This is a genomic window from Kitasatospora sp. YST-16 (assembly GCF_026802215.1).
Taxonomy (GTDB): Bacteria; Actinomycetota; Actinomycetes; order Streptomycetales; family Streptomycetaceae; genus Kitasatospora; species Kitasatospora cineracea.
This window is the reverse complement of record NZ_CP113837.1, coordinates 6277574-6297094: the sequence shown is the minus strand read 5'-3', so window position 1 is coordinate 6297094 and position 19521 is coordinate 6277574. Positions and strand designations below refer to the sequence as shown.

General features: G+C 74.6%; 22 protein-coding genes. 8 read left to right on the top strand and 14 right to left on the bottom strand.

All coding sequences use genetic code 11. From position 1 onward, the window contains the following. Positions 1-38 precede the first annotated feature (38 nt). The 3 genes from OU787_RS28400 (at position 39) to OU787_RS28390 (ending at position 2549) form a co-directional block, all read left to right on the top strand. On the top strand, positions 39-1256 hold the full coding sequence (locus OU787_RS28400) for a helix-turn-helix domain-containing protein (RefSeq protein WP_268661055.1): 1218 nt from the start codon (positions 39-41) through the stop codon (positions 1254-1256). A gap of 27 nt (positions 1257-1283) precedes the next feature. Beyond that, on the top strand, positions 1284-1757 hold the full coding sequence (locus OU787_RS28395) for an NUDIX domain-containing protein (RefSeq protein WP_268661054.1): 474 nt from the start codon (positions 1284-1286) through the stop codon (positions 1755-1757). Between the two features lie 288 nt (positions 1758-2045). After that, positions 2046-2549, top strand: coding sequence for a hypothetical protein (locus OU787_RS28390; RefSeq protein ID WP_268661053.1), 504 nt, complete (start codon positions 2046-2048; stop codon positions 2547-2549). A 182-nt stretch (positions 2550-2731) separates the two neighbouring features. Here the strand turns inward: OU787_RS28390 and OU787_RS28385 are convergent, their stop codons facing one another. Next, a complete protein-coding gene (locus OU787_RS28385; RefSeq protein ID WP_268661052.1) occupies positions 2732-3037 on the bottom strand; it encodes a hypothetical protein in 306 nt (101 codons plus the stop codon). Positions 3038-3097: 60 nt separating this feature from the next. Further along, positions 3098-4060, bottom strand: a complete 963-nt coding sequence (locus OU787_RS28380; RefSeq protein WP_268661941.1) for a helix-turn-helix transcriptional regulator — start codon at positions 4058-4060, stop codon at positions 3098-3100. Between the two features lie 247 nt (positions 4061-4307). On the opposite strand from OU787_RS28380, the gene OU787_RS28375 reads away from it, so the two are divergent. Further along, complete coding sequence (locus tag OU787_RS28375; RefSeq protein ID WP_268661051.1) at positions 4308-4994, top strand: alpha/beta fold hydrolase; 687 nt, start codon at positions 4308-4310, stop codon at positions 4992-4994. An 88-nt stretch (positions 4995-5082) separates the two neighbouring features. On the opposite strand, the gene paaE is transcribed toward OU787_RS28375, so the two are convergent. From paaE to OU787_RS28320, 11 genes are all read right to left on the bottom strand, one after another. After that, positions 5083-6159: a 1,2-phenylacetyl-CoA epoxidase subunit PaaE gene (gene paaE, locus OU787_RS28370; RefSeq protein ID WP_268661050.1), complete on the bottom strand. Its 1077-nt coding sequence runs from the start codon at positions 6157-6159 to the stop codon at positions 5083-5085. Beyond that, the gene (gene paaD, locus OU787_RS28365) at positions 6159-6698 is read right to left on the bottom strand and encodes a 1,2-phenylacetyl-CoA epoxidase subunit PaaD (RefSeq protein WP_268661049.1); all 540 of its coding nucleotides are present in this window, start codon (positions 6696-6698) and stop codon (positions 6159-6161) included. The genes paaE and paaD overlap by 1 nt, the downstream gene beginning before the upstream one ends. Beyond that, positions 6692-7573, bottom strand: a complete 882-nt coding sequence (gene paaC, locus OU787_RS28360) for a 1,2-phenylacetyl-CoA epoxidase subunit PaaC (RefSeq protein ID WP_268661048.1) — start codon at positions 7571-7573, stop codon at positions 6692-6694. Before paaC ends, paaD begins: the two co-directional genes overlap by 7 nt. A gap of 32 nt (positions 7574-7605) precedes the next feature. Beyond that, entirely contained in the window at positions 7606-7899 is a 294-nt protein-coding gene (gene paaB / locus OU787_RS28355; RefSeq protein ID WP_030913761.1) for a 1,2-phenylacetyl-CoA epoxidase subunit PaaB, read from the bottom strand. After that, on the bottom strand, positions 7896-8888 hold the full coding sequence (gene paaA, locus OU787_RS28350; protein WP_268661047.1) for a 1,2-phenylacetyl-CoA epoxidase subunit PaaA: 993 nt from the start codon (positions 8886-8888) through the stop codon (positions 7896-7898). The genes paaB and paaA overlap by 4 nt, the downstream gene beginning before the upstream one ends. Before the next feature lie 252 nt (positions 8889-9140). Further along, positions 9141-10319 (bottom strand): M20 family metallopeptidase, encoded by a 1179-nt coding sequence (locus tag OU787_RS28345; protein ID WP_268661046.1) that lies wholly within the window; start codon positions 10317-10319, stop codon positions 9141-9143. Between the two features lie 671 nt (positions 10320-10990). Further along, the gene (locus OU787_RS28340) at positions 10991-11257 is read right to left on the bottom strand and encodes a GlsB/YeaQ/YmgE family stress response membrane protein (RefSeq protein ID WP_268661045.1); all 267 of its coding nucleotides are present in this window, start codon (positions 11255-11257) and stop codon (positions 10991-10993) included. 183 nt (positions 11258-11440) lie between these two features. After that, on the bottom strand, positions 11441-12490 hold the full coding sequence (locus OU787_RS28335; RefSeq protein WP_268661044.1) for a terpene synthase family protein: 1050 nt from the start codon (positions 12488-12490) through the stop codon (positions 11441-11443). A gap of 283 nt (positions 12491-12773) precedes the next feature. After that, on the bottom strand, positions 12774-12977 hold the full coding sequence (locus tag OU787_RS28330) for a hypothetical protein (protein WP_327059430.1): 204 nt from the start codon (positions 12975-12977) through the stop codon (positions 12774-12776). A gap of 112 nt (positions 12978-13089) precedes the next feature. Continuing rightward, positions 13090-13704, bottom strand: coding sequence for an RNA polymerase sigma factor (locus tag OU787_RS28325; RefSeq protein ID WP_268661043.1), 615 nt, complete (start codon positions 13702-13704; stop codon positions 13090-13092). A gap of 213 nt (positions 13705-13917) precedes the next feature. Continuing rightward, positions 13918-14286, bottom strand: coding sequence for a VOC family protein (locus OU787_RS28320; RefSeq protein WP_030464114.1), 369 nt, complete (start codon positions 14284-14286; stop codon positions 13918-13920). Positions 14287-14431: 145 nt separating this feature from the next. Here OU787_RS28320 and OU787_RS28315 point away from each other — a divergent pair, with 145 nt between their 5' ends. After that, entirely contained in the window at positions 14432-14848 is a 417-nt protein-coding gene (locus tag OU787_RS28315) for a DUF4440 domain-containing protein (protein WP_268661042.1), read from the top strand. 27 nt (positions 14849-14875) lie between these two features. Here OU787_RS28315 and OU787_RS28310 read toward each other — a convergent pair whose 3' ends face one another. Beyond that, positions 14876-16105 carry an MFS transporter gene (locus OU787_RS28310; RefSeq protein ID WP_268661041.1) on the bottom strand — a complete coding sequence of 410 codons (1230 nt, stop codon included), beginning with the start codon at positions 16103-16105 and terminating at the stop codon, positions 14876-14878. A 166-nt stretch (positions 16106-16271) separates the two neighbouring features. Between OU787_RS28310 and OU787_RS28305 the strand changes: the two genes are divergently transcribed. From OU787_RS28305 to OU787_RS28295, 3 genes are all read left to right on the top strand, one after another. Beyond that, the gene (locus OU787_RS28305; protein ID WP_268661040.1) at positions 16272-16880 is read left to right on the top strand and encodes a TetR/AcrR family transcriptional regulator; all 609 of its coding nucleotides are present in this window, start codon (positions 16272-16274) and stop codon (positions 16878-16880) included. 352 nt (positions 16881-17232) lie between these two features. Continuing rightward, on the top strand, positions 17233-17931 hold the full coding sequence (locus OU787_RS28300; RefSeq protein ID WP_268661039.1) for a response regulator transcription factor: 699 nt from the start codon (positions 17233-17235) through the stop codon (positions 17929-17931). After that, entirely contained in the window at positions 17928-19382 is a 1455-nt protein-coding gene (locus OU787_RS28295; protein ID WP_268661038.1) for a sensor histidine kinase, read from the top strand. Before OU787_RS28300 ends, OU787_RS28295 begins: the two co-directional genes overlap by 4 nt. The last annotated feature ends 139 nt before the right edge of the window (positions 19383-19521 follow it).

Below are 19521 nucleotides of genomic sequence, written 5' to 3'. Positions count from 1 at the left end.
AGGAGCCGAGCTTCCCCGAGGCTGGGAGCATGCGAGGGATGACGGAGACGCTGACCATCGGCGAGCGCGTCGGCTGGTACCGCCGTCGACGCGGCATGCCGCAGGAGGTCCTGGCCGGCCTGGTCGGGCGGACGGCCGACTGGCTGAGCAAGGTCGAGAACGGCCGGATCGAACTCGACCGGCTCACGGTCATCAAGTCACTCGCGAGCTCACTCGACGTCCAACTCGGCGACCTACTGGCCGAACCGTCGCTCCTCGACGGGGCCGCCGACTCCCAGGGCGGGGCGGTCACGAAGCTCCGCGAAGCGCTCATGGACTACAAGCACATGTCGCCGCTCCTCGCCGCCGACGACGTCGAGCAACCACCCGACCTCGACATCCTGCGCGCCGAGGTCGGCTCCGCCTGGTCCGCCTACCAGGACGCCAGGTACTCCCGGGCCACCAGGCTCGTCCCCGACATCCTCGCCCAAGCCCAACGCGCGGTTCGCGTGCACGAGGGCGACCAGCAACTCCAGGCCAAGGCCCTGCTCGCCATGGCCTACCAGGGCGCCGCCATGGTCCTGACGAAGATAGGCGAAGCCGACCTCGCCTGGATCGCCGCCGACCGCGGCCTCACGGCCGCCCAGGAGTCGGGCAACACCGTCGTCACCGGCTCCCTCTTCCGCTCGGTCGCCCACTGCCTGCTCACCAATGGGCGCCTCACCGCAGCCCGCGACCTGGTCGTGGACTCCGCGACCTACCTGGAAGCCGGCCTCGACGACGCCTCCCCGACCTACCTCTCGATCTACGGCACCCTCTTCCTGGTCGGGTCGATGGCCGCCGCCAGGACCGAGGACCGCAGCACCGTCCACGAGTTCCTCGCCGAAGCGAACAGGGCCGCGCAGCGCCTCGGCCACGACGCCAACCACATGTGGACCGCCTTCGGCCCCACCAACGTGGCCATCCACCGGATCTCGACCGCGATGGAACTCGGCGACGTCCAGATCGCCGCCGACCAGGGCCCCCGCGTGGACTCCTCGACCCTCCCGCTCGAACGCCGCGTCCGGCACACGCTCGAAATCGCCCGCGCCTACAGCGCGCAGAACCGCACGGACGAGGCGCTCGCCCTCGTCCTGGACGCCGAGGAACTCGCTCCAGAACAGGTCCGCTACCACTTCATCCCGCGACACCTCGTCACCACCTGGGTACGCCAACAACGAGGCAGGCCGAGCCACTTGCTCGCCGGCGTCGCCCAACGGCTCAGCATCGTCGCCTGACCCCGGCGGACGACTACAGTCGTCGCCATGAGCGACTCCCAGTCCCAAGAGGTCGTAGCCCAGCCCCGCACCGCCGCCGGCGTGCTCTTCTTCGACGAGGACGACCGCGTCCTGCTCGTGAAGCCGACCTACAAGCCCGGCTGGGAGATCCCCGGCGGCTACCTACGCGCCGGCGAGACGCCGAGTGAGGGCGCGGCCCGGGAAGTCAAGGAAGAACTCGGCATCACCCCGCCGATCGGCCGCCTCCTGGTCGCCGACTGGGCCCCCCACCCCACGGAGGGCGACAAACTCCTCTTCGTCTTCGACGGCGGAGTCCTCCCGACCGACGAACTCGACCGCATCACCGTCGACCAGGTGGAGATCGGCGAGTACGCCTTCCACTCCAGCGACCAGCTCGACACACTCCTCATCCCACGCTTGGCCCGCCGCATCCACGCCGCCTGCACCGCCAAGACACAGTCCGAAACTGTCTACCTGGAACACGGAGTGACACACCCATAAGCCCAAGTACCGTCTTGGTCATACATCCGGGCGCCGCAGCGGCGCTGCCAGCTACTTGCTGAAGAGCCGGCTGTTATCCCGCTTAATACCGGCGCAATCCGTTTCACGCGGACAAGCCGATGGAGGCACACAACCGTACCGGCCGGGCATCCGTTCGCCGGGTCTCGTGCTGGAGCGGTGGTCAGTCTTCCGAATCAGAGCAGATCTTCCTCCGTCGACTGAACCAGCCGACGCCCGTCGTGCTGTAGCCAAGGTCCGCAGCAGGCCCTGGCCCGCCTCGGCGCTCGCGTGACGGGCGTGTTGGGGGTGCGGATCGCGCCGAGCGCCGCCACGATCCGACGAGTCGTCAGTCTGGCCTGTCCCGGCGGCCTGGCCGATCTGACCGGGGTCACCGTCACCGCCGACGCCCTGCATACCCAGCGCGACCACGCACGCTTCCTCGTGGAGGAGAAGAAGGCCCACTACCTGCTGGTGGTCGAGGCCAACCAGCCCGAACTCCACCGGCGACTGCGATCACTGCCCTGGAAGGACGTCACCGCCCGCCGCTACGACCGCGAGATCGGCCACGGCCGCCGGGAGGCCCGAGCCAACCAGGGCACTCACCGTCACCGGTCTCGGGCTGGACTTCCCCACGCCGCCCAGGCCGTACGCATCCTGCGGCACCGTACCGATCCGGCCAACGGCACGGTGAGCCGCCAGACCATCTCCGCGATCACCGGCCCGAGCTCACAAAAGCGTCGCCCCAGTGTCTGGAACGACTCGCCAGGTCACAGTGGATTATCGGGACTTTGAAACAGCCCTGCCCCAGCGGCAGGGTAGCCTCTCGAAAGCTCTATCGGGCACTGCCCGGCGGAATCATCCCACTTGAGCGTTCCGCTTCCCAAGCTCAGGTCTCTGCTGAGGCGGGCGGAACCAGTTGACGCCAACCGACCTGGCCTGTGACGTCCACCGTCGGCTCTCCACGGACGACAGAATCATTCAAACAGGGATATCTCGACACCGGGCTCGGCCTGGACGGCGTACAGCGGTGCCAGCCGGGCCCGGTCGGCCGGGTGGGCGTGCGGCAGCCGGGCGGCCCGGCTCACCAGGGCGTCCAGCAGACCGGTCCGGCGGGCGCCGGTGAGCCGGTCCAGCAGGTCGAACGACTCGGCCAGCAGCGGGGGCAGTTCGGGCGAGCCGTCCCACCCGGGGAGCTTCGGCCAGTCCTGCTCCCGGCCCCGGTCGGCGGTCGACTCCCGTGCCCGGTCGGCCGGTTCGCCCGGCGGCTGCTCCTGCGTCACGATCGACAGCGTAACCGGGCGGTCGGCGGCTCAGCCCGGGGCCACCGGCTCAGCCCGGGGTCACCGGCCCCCGGCTCGGCCCGGGACGTCCGCTTCCCCCGCCGGCCCGGCTGCCGCCGCGAAGCGGGAGGCCAACGCGGCCACCGCCTCCCGGAGTTCGGGGCCGTCCAGGATGCGGAACGGGAAGGGGACGGCGGCCAGCCATTCGCCCGCGTACATCGCCGGGTTGCGGGTGCTGCCCTCCAGCAGGCAGCGTTCGCCCGCCGGTTCGAGGCGGCCCATGGTGGGGCTGATCCAGGGGGCGACCCGGTCGAGCGGGGCGTCGAACAGGACGCGGGTGCGGAACGCCCAGCCGGTGCCGAGGTGGTGTTCGAGGACGGCGACGGGGTCGAGGCCGTCGGGCGGGTCGAACGGCACGGTGGTGCGTTCGGCGGCGCGGACCCGGTCGATCCGGTAGGTGCGGACGGCGTCGGCCCGGTGGGAGTGGCAGAGCAGGTACCAGCGGGAGCGGCGCACCACCACCGCCCACGGGTCGACCTCCGCCCGCCACTCGCTGCCGCCGGCGCCGCGGTAGGTGATCACCGCCCGGCGGCGGGCCGCGATCGCCTCCACCAGCGTGCTGGCGACGGCCGGGTCGGGGTGCGCCGGGTACGGGTCGGGAGCGGCGGCGGCGTGCGCCCGCAGCGCGGCGGCCTGCCGTCCGATCGGTTCGGGCAGGGCCCGGACCACCTTGCCGAGCGCGGAGCCCACCAGGTCGTCCGGGTCGGTGGCGGCGGGCCGCCCGTCCAGCACCGCCATGACCAGCCCGAGCGCCTCCTCCTGGGTGAAGGACACCGGGGCCAGCCGGGCGCCGCGCCCGAGCCGGTAGCCGCCGTACGGCCCGCGCTCGGACTCCACCGGCACCCCGGCCTCGCGCAGGATCGCCACGTAGCGGCGGGCGGCCCGGTCGGTGACCCCGAGACGTTCGGCGAGCTGCTCCGAGGTCACTCCGGGCCGGTCCCGGAGGATCTCCAGCGCGCGCAGCGCGCGGGCGGTCGGACTGGTCGGACTGGTCGGACCGGCCGAGCCGGTCGGACTGGTCGGGTTGGTCGAGTCGGTCCCTGTGGTCGGCACGTCCGACAGCCTAGGGAACCCCGGGCAGGCCGATTTCCGATGGCCGGTAATTCAGGAAGTATTTCGTCCGGAACCATCCCTAGCATGGGCACTGACCTGCTCGAACGGGCTGCGGCGCACGATGCCCGCGGCCCCTGTGCGCAAAGGGGTTCCCCTCATGGACGTCCTGTTGATCGGTGGTCTCTGGCTGGACGGCAGCGCCTGGGACGCGGTGCTCCCGGCGCTCGCCGAGCGCGGCCACCGCCCGGTGCCGCTGACCCTGCCCGGCCAGGGCGACGGCCGTTCCTCGGCCACCCTGGCGGAGCAGTTGGCGGCCGTGGTGGCGGCCGTGGACGCGGCGGCGGGCGAGCCGCTGGTGGTGGCGCACTCGGCGGCCTGCACGCTGGGGTGGATGGCGGTGGACGCCCGCCCGCAGGGGGTCGCGGGGCTGGTGCTGGTGGACGGCTTCCCGCACGCGGACGGGCAGCCGTACGCGGAGTGGTTCCCGCCCCGGGACGGCGCGGTACCGTTCCCCGGCTGGGAGCCGTTCGAGGGGCCGAGCAGCGCCGACCTGGACGATGAGCTGCGGGCCCGGATCGCCGCGAACGCGGTCCCCGTCCCGGCGGACGTCGCACTGGCGCCGGTCCGGCTGGCGGACGAGCGGCGCTACGGCGTGCCGGTGACGATGCTGTGCGCGGAGGCGTCGCCGGAGGACGTCCGGGGGTGGGTCGCGGCGGGCGCGGCCCCGGAGGTGTCCCGGATGGAGCGGATCGAGTACGTCGACCTGGACGCCGGCCACTGGCCGATGTTCAGCCGGCCCGCCGAGCTCGCCGCCCTGATCGACGCGGCGGCCGCCCGCAACTGACGCGCCGCCCACCCGTCCACCCGTCCCCTGTCCACCCGGCCCCCGCCTCCCGGAAGCAGCCCACCGGCTCCCGGAAGCGATCCGCCGCCTACCGGTCGTAGTCCACCGTCACCCGGTCGGAGACCGGCCGGGCCTGGCAGGTGAGGACGTAGCCGGCTGCCAGTTCGGCCTCCTCGAGGGCGAAGTTGCGCCGCATCTCGACCTTGCCCTCGCAGACCAGGGCCCGGCAGGTGCCGCAGACGCCGCCCTTGCAGGCGAACGGCAGGTCGGGGCGGGCCCGTTGGGCGCCGTCGAGGATGGCCCGGTCGCGCGGCAGGGCCAGGGTGCTGGCGCGGCCGTCGAGGACGAGGGTGACCTCGCTGGCGGCGGCGTCCGGTTCCGGCTCGGGGTGCCGCTGCTCGACGATGCCGTCCTCGTCGTCGTCCGCGTGGAACAGCTCCTGGTGCACCCGCCCGGCGGGAACGCCGAGTCCGGCCAGCAGCTGCTTGGCGCCGGTGACCATCGCGTAGGGGCCGCACAGCCACCAGTGGTCGACGGCGGGGGTGTCGACCAGGGCGGCCAGCAGGGCGGCGACCCGCTCGGGGTCGAGGCGGCCGCTGAGCAGTTCGGCGTCGCGGGTCTCCCGGGAGAGCACGTGGACGAGCTGGAAGCGTTCCAGGTAGCGGTCCTTGAGGTCGGCCAGCTCGTCGGCGAACATCACCGTGTCGCTGCGCCGGTTGCCGTACAGCAGGGTGACGGTGGAGTCGGGGTGGCCGGCCAGGACGGAGCCCGCGATGGAGAGCATCGGGGTGATGCCGGAGCCGGCCGCGAGCAGCACGTGCGTGCCGGGCACGGCCGGGTCGGCGGTGAACGCCCCGGAGGGGGGCAGCACGTCGACGGTCTCGCCGGTCTTCGCCTCGCCGACCAGCCAGTGCGAGAACAGCCCGCCGGGCACTTCGCGCACCGCGATCCGCAGCGGTCCGCCGACCGGGGAGCAGAGCGAGTAGGAGCGGCGCTCGTCGGCGCCGTCGACGATCCGGCGCAGGGTCAGGCTCTGGCCGGGGCGGAAGGCGTACTCCTCGGCCAGGTCGGCGGGGACGTCGAAGGTGACCGCGACGGCGTCCTCGCAGAGCCGTTCCAGGGTGCCGATCGGCAGCGGGTGGAACCGCGGGCGGCGGACGGCCATCAGATCTCCTTGATCCGGTCGAAGGGTTCGCGGCAACTGCGGCACCGCCACAGCGACTTGCAGGCGGTGGAGCCGAACCGGGAGAGCTCCTCGGTGTCCTGGGACCCGCACTGCGGGCAGGCCACCACCCGCCGGGTGGGGCCGAGTTGCAGCACCCCGCCGGACTGCCGCATTCCGTCGGACTGCCGCATCCCATCGGGTTGCCGCATCCCGCCGGGCACCGGCGGGGCGATGCCGGCCGCGGCGAGCTTGCGGCGGCCCTCGGCGCTGATCCGGTCGCTGGACCAGGGCGGGTCGATCCGCAGCCGCACCTCGACCCGGTCGAACCCGGCGGCCCGCAGCCGGCGGGACACGTCGGCGGCCATCTCGGCGATGGCCGGGCAGCCCGAGTAGGTGGGCGTCAGCCAGGCGGTGACCGCCCCGTCGGCCTCCTCGACGTCGGCCAGCACGCCCAGGTCGGCCAGGGTCAGCATGGGCAGTTCGGGGTCGGGCACGGCGGCGGCGACCTCCCGGGCCCGCTCCAGCACGGTGCTCACCACGTCGCCCCCGGGTGCGCCCGGGCCACCACCTGCAGCTCCGCGAGCAGCGGCCCCAGCGCCTCGGTGTGCACCCCGTGCCGCCCGGCCCGCCCGTCCACGTACGCCCGGCCCGCGGTCTCGGGGACGGGCAGCGTCGCCTCGGCCAACACCCGCTCCAGGGAGGCGAGTACGGGCGCGCGCAGCTCCGACGGGTCGACGCCGAGCCGCAGTTCGACCTCGTGCGGGGTGAACAGCTCCTCCAGCCACGGCCACAGCGCCTCCAGCGCGGCGAGCATCCGCCGGTGCGACTGCTCGGTGCCGTCGCCGAGCCGCACCGTCCAGGAGCTCGCGTACTCCCGGTGGTACGCCAACTCCTTGACGCCGAGCGCCGCGACGGCCGCCAGCACCGGGTCGGCGTGGTGGGCCAGCCGCCGGTACAGCTCCTCCCGGGCGGTGGCGAACAGCAGCAGCCGCACCACGCACTGCGCGAAGTCGCCGTTCTCCAGCTCCACCAGCCGCACGTTGCGGTAGTCGAAGTCCTCCCGCCAGTAGGCGAGTTGGTCCTCGCCGCGGCCGCTGCCGTCGAGCTGTCCGGCTCGGGTGAGCAGTCGGCGGGCCTGGCCGAGCAGGTCGAGGCCGAGGTTGGCGAGCGCCACCTCCTCCTCCAACTCCGGTGCCCGGGTGATCCATTGGATCAGCCGCTGGGAGAGCACCAGCGCGTCGTCGCCCAGCATCAGGCAGTACGCGGCGAGGTCGGCCGGGTCGATCCCGGCCGGCGGCGCGGCGTCCACCCCCAGCAGCGGATCGGCGAACCCCGTGCCGTACGCCCAGCGGGCCTCGCCGTCCGGCTCCGGGCCCGCCTCGGCCAACGAGAGGTACACGTGTTCGTCGGTCATGTCGCCTTCCCTGCCAGTTCGTTGACGGTTCGTCAGATGTGCGGGACGTCCTCGGGGATCGGGTAGAACGTCGGGTGCCGGTACACCTTGTCGCCGCTCGGCGCGAAGAACGGGTCCTGCTCGTCCGGGCTGGACGCGGTGATCGCGTCCGAGCGGACCACCCACAGGCTCACCCCCTCGTTGCGCCGGGTGTACAGGTCGCGCGCCGCGAGCAGCGCCATCTTGTCGTCCGCCGCGTGCAGCGATCCCACGTGCACGTGGTTCAGCCCGCGCCGGGGCCGCACGAACACCTCGTACAGCGGCCAGGAGGCCCGCTCCCCGCTCATCCCTCGTTCTCCTTCCGCGCCGCTCGTCCGGCCTGCTTGGCCGCGTACGCCGAGGCCGCCTCGCGCACCCAGGCGCCGTCCTCGTGGGCCGCCCGCCGCCGCTCGATCCGCTGCGCGTTGCACGGGCCGCCGCCCTTGATCACCTGCTGGAGCTCCGACCAGTCCGGCTCGCCGAAGTCCCAGCTGCCGCGCTCCTCGTTCCAGGCGAGCGCCGGGTCGGGCAGCGCCACACCCAGGTGCTCGGCTTGCGGGACGGTCATGTCGACGAAGCGCTGGCGCAGTTCGTCGTTGCTGTGCCGCTTGATCCGCCAGGCCATCGAGCGCTCGCTGTTGGGCGAGGCCCCGTCCGGCGGGCCGAACATCATCAGCGACGGCCACCACCAGCGGTCCACCGCGTCCTGCACCATGGCGCGCTGCGCTTCGGTGCCGGCCATCAGCGTCATCAGCAGCTCGTAGCCCTGCCGCTGGTGGAAGGACTCCTCCTTGCAGATCCGCACCATCGCCCGGGCGTACGGCCCGTAGCTGCACCGGCACAGCGGCACCTGGTTGCAGATCGCCGCGCCGTCCACCAGCCAGCCGATCACGCCGACGTCGGCGAAGGTCAGCGTCGGGTAGTTGAAGATCGACGAGTACTTCTGCCGCCCGTCGATCAGCTTCTCGGTCAGTTCCGCGCGGTCCACCCCGAGGGTCTCGGCCGCCGCGTACAGGTACAGCCCGTGCCCGGCCTCGTCCTGCGCCTTGGCGAGCAGGATCGCCTTGCGCCGCAGCGAGGGCGCCCGGGTCAGCCAGTTGCCCTCCGGCTGCATGCCGATGATCTCCGAGTGGGCGTGCTGCGCGATCTGCCGCACCAGCGTCGCCCGGTACGCCTCCGGCATCCAGTCGCGCGGCTCCACCCGCGCGTCCGCGGCGACCACCGCCTCGAACCGCGACTGCGCCTCCGTGCTGGCCTCCACCGCCCACCTCCCGACTGACCGTTCGGTCGGTTCCATTCTGTACACAGGGACCGGGCGGTGGCAAGGAGGTCGGGGCCCGGTGATCGGGCACAGCAGGCACGGTGATCGGGAGCGGCAGACCCTGTGATCGAAAACAGCCGCCCCGGTGATCGGACACAGCAGGCCCCGCGATCGGGAGCAGCCGGCCCGGTGATCGGGGAGACAGCCGGAGGCGGCGGCCGACGACCGGGGCCCGGGGGACGTGCCCCCGGGCCCCTGGTGCGGTCGGCCGCCGCCTCCGGCCGGTCCTCAGCGCTCGCGCAGGCGCGGCAGCGGCACCGCCAGCAGCGCGGCCAGCAGGGCGATCCGCGGGCCGAGTTGGTCGACCCGGAGGTGTTCGTGGCGGGCGTGCGGACCGGCGCCGACCGCGCCGAGGCCGTCCAGGGTGGGCAGGCCCCGCGCGCCGGCCAGGTTGGTGTCGCCCGCCCCGCCGGCGGGGGCGCCGTCGAGGTGCTGGCCGAGGGCGGCGGCCAGCGAGCGGACGTGGCGCAGCAGCAGGTTGCCGGAGCGCTCGGGCCAGGCGGGGCGGCTGGAGAGCACCTCGGTGCGGACGTCCGCGCCGGGGCGGGTCGCGGTGAGGTGGGCGAGGGTGTCGAGGGTGCGGCGCTGGGCCTCGGTGGTGGCGAAGCGCAGGCCGAGTTCGGCCTCGGCGTGGCCGGCGATGACGTTGGCGCGGGTGCCGCCGTCGATCCGGCCGGTGTTGAGCTCGGTGCCGGGCTGGCGGGCCAGGCCGCGGACGGCGATCAGCTGGTCGACCAGTTCGTCGATCGCGGAGAGGCCGTCGGCGGCGTCGAGGCCGGCGTGGGCCTCGCGCCCGGTGACGGTGAGCCGGACCCGGGTGGAGCCGCGGCGGGCGGTCTTCAGCCGGCCGTCGGGGTGGCCGGGTTCGAGGCCGAGGACGGCGGCGGCGCCGCGCAGGTGGCGCTCGACCAGGCCCCGGCCGTCGGGGCTGCCGATCTCCTCGTCCGAGACGATCACCATCCGGACCGGGCGGTGCGGGCGCTGCCCGAGGTCGGCGAGCAGCGCGAACGCGCCTTCCAGCAGGGCGAGTCCGCCCTTCATGTCGAGGATGCCGGGGCCGCTGAGCCGCCCGTCGCGCTCCTCGACCGGCCAGTCGGCGAGGGTGCCGACCGGCCAGACGGTGTCGTGGTGGCCGACCACCAGCAGGTGCGGGAGGTCCTCCTGCTGTCCGGGCCAGTCGAGGACGAGGTGGTCGCCGTGCTCGCAGGGGTGCCGGACGGCGGTGGCCCCGGTCGCGGCGTAGCCGGCGGCGAGCTCTTCGGCGAGGGCGTCGAGCCGGGGGGCGTCACCGGAGGGGGATTCGATCCGGGCCAGGTCGGCGCAGCGCTTGCGGACGGCCGCGGTGAGGGTGCGGGCCCGGCTGGTGAGGGTGCGCGGCAGGCCGGGCAGGGCGGCGGTCGGGGTCACCGCCGGTGCGGCGGCGGGCAGTTCGGCGGCGGGGGCGCCGCTGCGGTGGCGGCGGAGGTGTCCGCGGCCGCTGTGGCGGGTGGTTCGGCGGTGTCCGCGGCCGCCGTGGCGGGGGCTCCGGCGGTCACCGCGGCGGACGTCCCGGTGGGATGCGGCTCGGGGGCCACGGTATGCGGACTCACCGTTCACCTCCGGCGGGTCGCGGGGCACTCGGCGGTATCGGCGGGGCGGGCGTCCAACGGCTCCTGCCCGGGGTCGGGCTCGGTCGCGGCGTACGGTACGACCTGGGGCTGGGCAACACTGCGTCCTCCTCGCTCGGTCCACGGCTCCGGCTCGGCCCGGGGCGCGGGGACATCGGTCTTCTGTTCCTCGGCACGGGCGGGCACCGTAACAGGGGGCCGATGAGCGAGCCTAGAAGATTGGTTCGCCTCCCTGCGAGGTGGCCTGCCGCTCAGCGCGCCGCGGCGGGTCCGGGTGCGTCCTGCTCCTACCTTGGACCCCCGGGGGAGGTTCGGCAGCGCGAATCGCCCACGATCGAGCGAACCCCGCCCGATGGGTGACCGTGAATCAGCCTTTGGTACCAGTCGGGGCGTCCGCGGCCGGGCGCGCCGGAGCCCCCGCCGCCGCGTCGAGCGGGGGCAGGGGCTCCGGGCGGGCCGTGAACGGCCCGGTCAGTCGCGGGACTTGCCGAACACCAGCCGGTAGGCGATCAGCAGGACGAGTGCGCCCGCGATCGCGGAGATCCAGGTCGGCAGGTCGAAGAAGTGCACGTTCACCGACTTGTGCAGGATCTTCGAGGAGAGCCACCCGCCGATGAAGGAGCCGGCGATGCCGATCAGGGTGGTGACGATGATGCCGCCCGGGTCCTTTCCGGGCAGCAGGAGCTTGGCGATGGCTCCGGCGAGGAGCCCGAGGATGATCCAGCTGACGATTCCCATGGCCTTCTCCTGCCCTCCGTCGCGGCGGGCAACCTCCCGTGCCCGCTCACCGGGGGTGACGCTCGTCTCCACCCACCCGGTTCCGGCCACCGGCGCGACGGGCCGTGCCACCGGGCCGTGGCACTCCGCGGCTCACCGAGCCGTGCCACCGGACCGTGCCACCGGGCCGGGACGCTTCGCGGCTCAGCGGGCCCGGGGCAGCGGCACCGCCTCGGGGCGGTAGCGGACGGTGGTCGCCATCCAGTGCAGCAGCGCGTGCGCGAAGCGGACCAGCGCCCGCACGTAGCAGCGCACCTGGGGCGGCCAGTGCGAGCCGCGGGCGATGCCCTCGGCCAGGAACTCCAGGGTGGTGAGCTCGGCCCCGCAGAGCGCGGCGACCTGGGCGGCCGCGGCGGCCTGCGGCAGCCGCTCGTGCACCTCCAGCGCGCACAGCAGGTTGTTGCCGTGGCCGGTGGCGGTCTCGGCCCGGTACGAGCAGAGGTCGTTGGCCCAGCCGACCAGGTGGTCGAACCGGCTGCGCAGGTCGACGAGTTGGGGGTGGTGGTGGAACTGCTCGGGCAGGTCGAGGCGGTGCGCGAGCTCGACCGTGCCGGCCGCGCAGCGGGTGGCGCCGCCCCGCTCGCGGTGCGAGAGGTACTGCGGCACGGTGGGGGTGGCGCCGCGCAGCCGCAGGAAGTCCAGCGAACTCTCCAGGTAGCAGCGGAAGTCGGCGGTCTGCCGGGCCCGCCAGGCCGGTCCGGTGAGGGCGACGCTGTCCTGCCAGAGGGTGCGGAAGGCCCGGGCCAGGGCGGTCCGCGGGGCGGGCGCGACGGCGTCGGGGGCGAGTTCCGGGGCGAGCAGCGCGGCGAGTTCGCGGACGGTGCGGTCGGCCTCGTCGGACGGGTCGCCGAGCCAGTGTCGGTCGAAGTGGTCGTCGAGGATCCAGCCGAGCAGCAGCCACTGGGTGGCGGTCCGCAGCCCGGGCCCGGCCGGGAGGTCGCCCCAGCAGCGCGAGGCCAGCTCCAAGTGGCCCTGTTCCAGCAGGCGTTCGGTGCCCTCGTGGTCGAGCAGGCCGGTGCCGGCCAGCCAGTGCGCGAGTTCCTCGCGCAGCGCGTCGGCGTGCGGGTGCGGCGCCGGGACGGGGATCCGGTCGAGCAGGCCGGCGAGCGGCCCGCCGGACGGCCCGGCCGACGGTCCGGCGGGCTGTCCGCCCGGTTGTCCGGCCGGGAGGCGCTGCGCGGTGGCTCGGCTCATGGCGGGATCCTCCGGTCCGCTCGGGTGCGTGGTCGCCGCGTCCGGGATCGCCGGGCGCGAACGGGGCGGGCCGCCGCGGACGCGCCCGGGCCGGCGGGCCGCCGGAGCGCACGCACCGGCCGAACGACCGGGGCGCGCGTCAACTTCCCGCCGGGGCACGCGTCAACCGTCCACCAGGACGGACCGGCCGCCGACGGGACGAGTCTGCTGGAACACCGGGCCCGGGCTCCGCAGAACCGTCGGCCGTTCCCCCGCCCGGCGGATACCACCGCTCATCCGACGATCAGCCCGCGACCCGCCCCCGGGGCACCCGCTCCAGGGTGCACCGGCCGTCCCGGCAGGTCCGCCGCAGCCGCCCCCGGGAGAGCAGTTGGAACAGCCCGACCGTCCAGCACAGCGGACAGCCCCGCAGCGCCACCAGCCCGACCGGCACGGCGAGCAGCACGACCGGCCCGAACACCGGCAGCAGCCCGAACCCGGCCGCCACCGCCCCGAACCCGACCGCGCCGCGCAGCAGATGGCGCGGCAGGGTCGCACTCGCGTAACCGTCCCGCCCGACCCCCGCACCCCCGCACCCCCGGCGCCCCCGTCCCGCCCGCTCACCGGACACCGCCGCGCCGGACGGCCGGGCCGCCGAACATCCGCCCGGCCTGGCCGGTGCCGCGCTCGAACTCTCCGGCGCTTCCGCCGAGTTCGGCCCGGACGGCGGCCCGGGCCCGGTGCAGCCGGGACTTCATCGCGGCCGGGCTCAGCCCGAGCGCCTCGGCGACGGCCCGGCCGCCGAGGCCCTGCAGGTCGCGCATGATCAGCACCCGGCGCTGGTCGGCGGGGAGGGCGGCGATCGCGGCGGCGACCCGTTCGGTGTCGAGCCGCCGCAGCGCCTCCTGCTCGGCGGAGTCCGCCGTCCCCTCCGGGGGTTCGGCGGCGGCCGCCGCGGGCCGCAGGGCGCGGGCCCGCCGCAGGCACTCGTTGCGGACGATCCGGAACAGCCAGGACGCGAGCGCGCCGGTGGCCCGCAGCATGCCGATCCGCCGGTACAGCACGATCAGTGCCTCCTGCGCGGCGTCCTCGGCGTCCTCGGGGCCGGGGCACAGCGTGTACGCGAAGCGCCGCACGTGCGGGTCCGCCCCCGCGACCAGCACCGCGAGCGAGTCGCGGTCCCCGTCGCGGGCCGCCGCGACCACCTCCGCGCCGGGCCAGCGGGTCTCAACCACGGCTCCCCCGCCTCCGCTTGAGCACCAGCAGGCAACTGCACAGCAGCACCGCGCCCGCACCGGCACCGACCAGAACCGCGACCATCATGGCCTCCTCGGGACTCGCCCCGTCCGGCTCGGTCCGCCCGACGGGATCGCCCATAAGAGCCCCGGCCCGCCGGAAAGGATTCACCCCTGTTCCGGCCGCGCCCGCTCCCCTCCCCCGACGGGGCGTCAGCCGTCGATCTCCGCCCGGCTCCGCTCCACGCAGAACTCGTTGCCCTCGATGTCCGCGAGCACCACCCAGCCCGTCCCGTCCGGCCGCCGCTGGTCGGCCACCCGGGTCGCGCCCAGCCCGACCAGCCGCTCGACCTCCTCGTCCCGGGTCCGCCCCTGCGGCTGGAGGTCGAAGTGGATCCGGTTCTTGCCCGCCTTCTCCTCCGGCACGGTCACGAACAGCAGCCCCGCGGCCTCGATCAGCGCCTGCGGGTCACCGGGGAAGTCCTCCTCGTGCAGCGGCTGCCCCAGCACCTCCGACCAGAAGGAGGCGAGGCGGTAGGGGTCGAGGCTGTCGATGGTCACGTGCTTGATCACAGAAGTCATGCGGGGGATTCTCGACTGCCGGAGTAAGGAGTGGCAACCCGATTCCCTCCTGTCGCCGCACTCGGCGACCGGGCCCGGCGACCGGCCCCCTCGACACTCTCGGCACCCTCCCGCCCGACGGGGGCGCGGTGTTACGGTGCGGATCATGTCCGAGAGCCTCTCCACCGCCAAGGCCGAACTCGACCGGCTGACCGCCGAGTTCTTCGGCGCCTTCGACAACCGGCACGGCGGCCCCGCCGACGTGGGCCGGCTGCGGCGGCTGATGCTGCCCGGCGGGGTGATCGTGGTGACGGCGCCCCGGTACGCCGCGTACGGCGTCGAGGAGTTCATCGGCCCGCGCGAACTGCTGCTCTCCGACGGGCGGTTGACCGACTTCCACGAGTGGGAGGTCGACGAGCGCACCGAGATCGCCGACGGCGTGGCCTGCCGGATCGGCACCTACCGCAAGTCCGGCCTGCTGAACGGCGAACCGTACGAGGGGGGCGGCACCAAGACCTTCCAGTTCGCCCGCACCCCGGACGGCTGGCGGATCACCGCCTTCTCCTGGCACGACGAACCGTAACCGCCCCTCGGACCCGGGCGCCCGGCCTCACCGCACCGCCCCCGACGGGGCCTTCGCCGCGCGGGCCGTCCCCGTCACGGCCGTCACGGCCGTCATGGCGAGGGCGAGCAGGGCGAGGCAGGCGACGGCGGCGCCGTAGAGGGTGGTGGTGGGGAGCAGGCCCAGGTGCGGGGCGGCGAATCCGGCGGCCACCGCGGGGGCGCTGAAGGCGAGGTAGCTGAGGACGTACACGGCCGCGAACAGTTCGGCGCGTTCCGCCGGGGCGGCCAGCGGGGCGATGCCGGAGAGCGCGCCGAGGAAGGTCGCGCCGAAGCCGAACCCGGCCACCGCGGTCATGACGAAGAACAGCGGCGTGTCGCGGGCCTCCAGCGCGGCCAGGGTGCCGAGCACGCCGAGGGCCAGCGCGACCGTCCCCGCCCGGAGGGCCGTACGGGCGGGGCGGCCGCGCAGCAGCAGCGAGCCGAGCGTGCCGCCCGCGGTCATGGTGGTCACGACCAGGCCGCCGACCAGGTGGTTGTGCAGGTGCAGCACGCCGACGGCGAGCGAGGGGCCGAGCGAGAGGTAGAGGCCGCCGAGCGACCAGACGGCGATCAGCGCGGGGGACGCGGCGGCGAAGGCCCGGCGGGCCGCGCGCGGGACGCGGGCCCGCGGCACCAGCGCGAGCAGGGCGCCGGGGCGCCGCTCGACCGTCTCGGGTATCAGGGACAGGGCCGCGGCGGCCAGCAGGAACCCGGCGGCCAGCAGCGCGAAGACCAGGACCCGCGGGGCGGGGCCGTACTGCACCAGCAGGCCGGAGCCGAAGGCCCCCACCGCCAGGCCGAGCGTGGACGCGGCGCCGTTGACCAGCGCGCCGAGCCCCGGGGAGCGCTGCGGCTGCAGGTCGACCAGGGCCGCGGAGAGCGCGCCGGTCGCGGCGCCGGTGGCGAAGCCCTGGACGGCGCGGGCCACGAGCAGCGTGCCGACGCCGTCCGCCCCGGTGAACAGCAGCATCGCGGCCGCCTCCAGCAGCAGCGAGCCGTAGAGCAGCGGCTTGCGGCCGAGGAAGTCGGACAGCCGGCCGACGGTGGTCAGGGCGAGCAGCAGGAACACCGCGTAGACGGCGAAGACCACCGTGAGCGTGCCCGAGGAGAAGCCCCAGGCCGCCTGGTAGACGACGTACAGCGGGGAGGGGGCGGCAGCGGCGAAGGTCAGCAGCAGCATGGCCGCCGCGACCAGCCAGAAGGCCGGAGTGCGGGACAGCCGGCGGGAGTTCGGCATCGGGAACCTCGGTGGCAGGGCGGTCGGGGCCCGGAAGCACGGCCCCTTAAGGCGAAAGGGTTGGCTTTAGTGGATGCTAGGCGACCACCTGGCACTAAAGCCAATCGTTTTGCCTTAACATGGCGTTTCCGCCGGGAGCCCGGACCCGGAGCCTTAGCATGGGAGGGTGAACAGCCAGCCCCCGGCCCCGCCCCCGCACCCGGCCGAACCCGTCCGCCGCACCGGCGGACGCAGCGCCCGGGTGTGCGCCGCCGTGCACCAGGCCGTCACCGAACTGATCGCCGAGAACGGCGCGGAACAGGTCACGATCCCGGCCGTCGCGGCCCGGGCCGGCGTCAACCCCACCTCCGTGTACCGGCGCTGGGGCGACCTCAACGGCCTGCTCGCCGACGTCGCCAGCACCCGGCTGGCCCCCGACGACCCCCCGCCGGACACCGGCACCCTCCGCACCGACCTGCTCCAGTGGGCCGAACGCACCCGGGCCGCCGTCACCACCCCGGAAGCCCGCGCCCTGCTCCGCCACTCCATCGGCCAACTCGCGACCTGCCCCGGCACCACCCCCCGGATGGCCGCCCGCGAACAGCAACTCGCCACGATCCTGACCCGCGCCGAGGACCGCGGCGAACCCACCCCCACCCTCACCCAGGCCGTCGACCACCTGATGGCCCCGCTCTACTTCCGCGTCATCCTCAACCTCGGCCCCGTCGACCCCGCCGACACCCGCCGCCTCGTCGACGACCTCCTCCACCACCACACCGGCCGATGCCCCACCTGACCCCACCGGGCCCCACGCGACAGCCGATGCCCCTACCTCTCCCCCGCCGCCGGGCCCCCGCACCTCCACCTCTGCGACAGCCGAAGCCCCTCCCTTCCCCCCGCCCTCCCGCCACCGGAACCCTCCCCCTTCCCCCGCACGCCCACCTCTGCGGCAGTCAAAGCCCTTCCCCCTCCTCCCTCTCCCCACCTTCCTCCCGCCGCCGGAACCCTCCCCCCTCCCCGCACGTCCACCTCTGCGGCAGCCAAAGCCCCCCTCCCCCTTCTCCCCACCTTCCTCCCGCCGCCGGAACCCTCCCCCCTCCCCCGCACGTCCACCTCTGCGGCAGTCCCAACGGGCGGAGGTGCGGCAGGTGAGCGGGCGGGTGCTGGTGGTGGACGATGACGCGGCGATCCGGCGGAGCCTCGAACGGGGCCTGCGGCTGAGCGGCTTCCGGGTCGCGGTCGCCGCGGACGGCACGGCCGCGCTGGCGGCTCTCGCCGCGGAGCCGCCGGACGTGCTGGTGCTGGACGTGGGGATGCCGGGCCTGTCGGGGACGGAGGTGTGCCGGACGTTGCGGGCGCGGGCGGACGACACTCCGGTGCTGATGCTCTCCGCGCTGGACGAGCTGGCCGACCGGGTGGCCGGGCTGCAGGCCGGTGCGGACGACTACCTGGTGAAGCCGTTCGCCCTCGAGGAGCTGGTGCTGCGGCTGCACGCGCTGCTGCGCCGCCGGCCGCCGCAGCCCTCGGACCTGATCCGGGTCGGCCCGTTGCGGATCCACCCGGAGACCCGGCAGGCATTCTGGGACGAGGACGAACTCCGGTTGACCAGGCGGGAGTTCGAGCTGCTCGCGCAACTCGCCCGGAACGCCGGGATCGTGCTGTCCCGGGAGGTGCTGCTGGACCGGGTCTGGGGCTACGACTTCGAGGTGCGCAGCGACGCCGTGGACACCTTCGTCTCCTACCTGCGCCGGAAGCTGGAGGCCGGCGGCCGCCCCCGGACGGTGCACACGGTGCGCGGGGTGGGTTTCGTGCTGCGCGTCCCGGACGAGGGCGGGGCCGGGCGGTGAAGCTGTCGACCCGGATCGCGCTCGGGGCGGCGGTGCTGGTGCCGCTGCTGGTGGCGGCCGCGGGGGTGCTGCTGCTGCCGCTGGTCAGCACGGACCTGCACCGGCGCCAGGACGACCGGTTGAACGCCCGGGCGGCGGCCGTCCTGCCGAACGCGAAGGCGCTGCTCGCGGCCGACAGCCGGGGCCGTCCGAAGGCGGAGCAGAACCAGCAGCGCAAGCTGATGGACGCGGCGCTGGACGCGGGCGTCCGGGTGGTCGCCGCGGACGGGACGGTACTGCTCGCGGCGGGTTCGCAGCCGGACGACCCGTCCCGCCTCCCCACGGCCCCGAGCGGCGGGCCGGTGACTGTCCGTCAGAACGGCTCGTCCTGGCGGGCGTTGGCGGTGAAGCTGGACGGCGGGAGCACCACCGGGACGCTCTGGGTGCTGGCCCCGGCCGGGGAGCCGGCGGACGAGTTGCGGGCGGTGCGGCGGCGGGTGCTACTGGTGGCGCTGGTCGCGGCGCCGCTCTCGGGGCTGGTCGCCTTCGGCCTCGCCGAGCGGGCCACCCTTCCGCTGCGCCGACTGGGCCGCCGGGCGGCGGCGCTGGATCCGGGGGCGGGGCACACCGCGTTCGCGCCCGCTCGGACGGGCACCACCGAGGTGGACGAACTCTCCGGCGCGCTGGCCCTGTTGCTGTCGCGGTACGACGAGCAGGCGGCCCGGACGGCGCAGGCCCTGGACACCGCGCGGTCGTTCTCCTCGGCGGCCTCGCACGAGTTGCGCACCCCGCTGATGAGCCTGCGCACCAACCTGGACGTGCTGGCCGCGCACCCGGACCTCCCGGCAGGCGAACGGGCCGAGGTGGTGGCCGAGTTGCAGCAGGACCACGCCCGGATGCTGGACCTGCTGAGCGCGCTGTCCGCACTGGCCCGGGGCGACCTGGTGGAGCTCTCCGCGTTCGGCCCGGTCGACCTCGCGGAGCTGGTGGACGCCGCCGTCGCCGAGGCCGCCCGCCGCCACCCGGACGCCGTCTACCGGACCGAACTCCCGCCCGAGGCAAGGGTGTTCGGCTGGGACGCGGGCCTGCGGATCCTGCTCGCCAACCTGCTGGGCAACGCCGCCGTGCACGGCCGCACCGCCGACCGCCCGGCCCGGGTGGACGTCCGGCTGCACGTGACGGGCGGCACGGCCCGCCTCACCGTGGACGACACCGGCCCCGGCGTCCCGCCCGCCGAGCGCGCCGCCGTCTTCCACCGCTTCCACCGCCGCCCGGACAGCCCCGGCTCCGGCCTCGGCCTGACCCTGGTCGCCCAACAGGCCGCCCTGCACCGCGGTTCGGTCACCGCCACCGACCGCCCGGACGGCCCGGGCTGCCGCCTGGAGGTCGTCCTGCCGCTGCTGCGCCCCGACACCCCGGCCGTCCGGCTCCCCGCCGCCCGCGACTGGCTGAACGGGGAGGAGCAGCACTGAAGGGTCCGGCCACCGAAGGGTCCGACCACTGAAGGGGCCGACCGGAGCGAGGGGAGTTCCACCCTCCTCCACTTCCAAGGTATACCGCCCCCGGGGGCTTGCGGCAAGGCCCCCAGGAGGGCGGAGAATCGACGACTCA

Coding starts and splice junctions, on each gene's coding strand:
- OU787_RS28400 (WP_268661055.1), top strand. CDS start 39: ATGACGGAGACGCTGACCATCGGCGAGCGCGTCGGCTGGTACCGCCGT.
- OU787_RS28395 (WP_268661054.1), top strand. CDS start 1,284: ATGAGCGACTCCCAGTCCCAAGAGGTCGTAGCCCAGCCCCGCACCGCC.
- OU787_RS28375 (WP_268661051.1), top strand. CDS start 4,308: ATGGACGTCCTGTTGATCGGTGGTCTCTGGCTGGACGGCAGCGCCTGG.
- paaE (WP_268661050.1), bottom strand. CDS start 6,159: ATGGCCGTCCGCCGCCCGCGGTTCCACCCGCTGCCGATCGGCACCCTG.
- paaC (WP_268661048.1), bottom strand. CDS start 7,573: ATGACCGACGAACACGTGTACCTCTCGTTGGCCGAGGCGGGCCCGGAG.
- paaB (WP_030913761.1), bottom strand. CDS start 7,899: ATGAGCGGGGAGCGGGCCTCCTGGCCGCTGTACGAGGTGTTCGTGCGG.
- paaA (WP_268661047.1), bottom strand. CDS start 8,888: ATGGAACCGACCGAACGGTCAGTCGGGAGGTGGGCGGTGGAGGCCAGC.
- OU787_RS28340 (WP_268661045.1), bottom strand. CDS start 11,257: ATGGGAATCGTCAGCTGGATCATCCTCGGGCTCCTCGCCGGAGCCATC.
- OU787_RS28335 (WP_268661044.1), bottom strand. CDS start 12,490: ATGAGCCGAGCCACCGCGCAGCGCCTCCCGGCCGGACAACCGGGCGGA.
- OU787_RS28320 (WP_030464114.1), bottom strand. CDS start 14,286: ATGACTTCTGTGATCAAGCACGTGACCATCGACAGCCTCGACCCCTAC.
- OU787_RS28315 (WP_268661042.1), top strand. CDS start 14,432: ATGTCCGAGAGCCTCTCCACCGCCAAGGCCGAACTCGACCGGCTGACC.
- OU787_RS28310 (WP_268661041.1), bottom strand. CDS start 16,105: ATGCCGAACTCCCGCCGGCTGTCCCGCACTCCGGCCTTCTGGCTGGTC.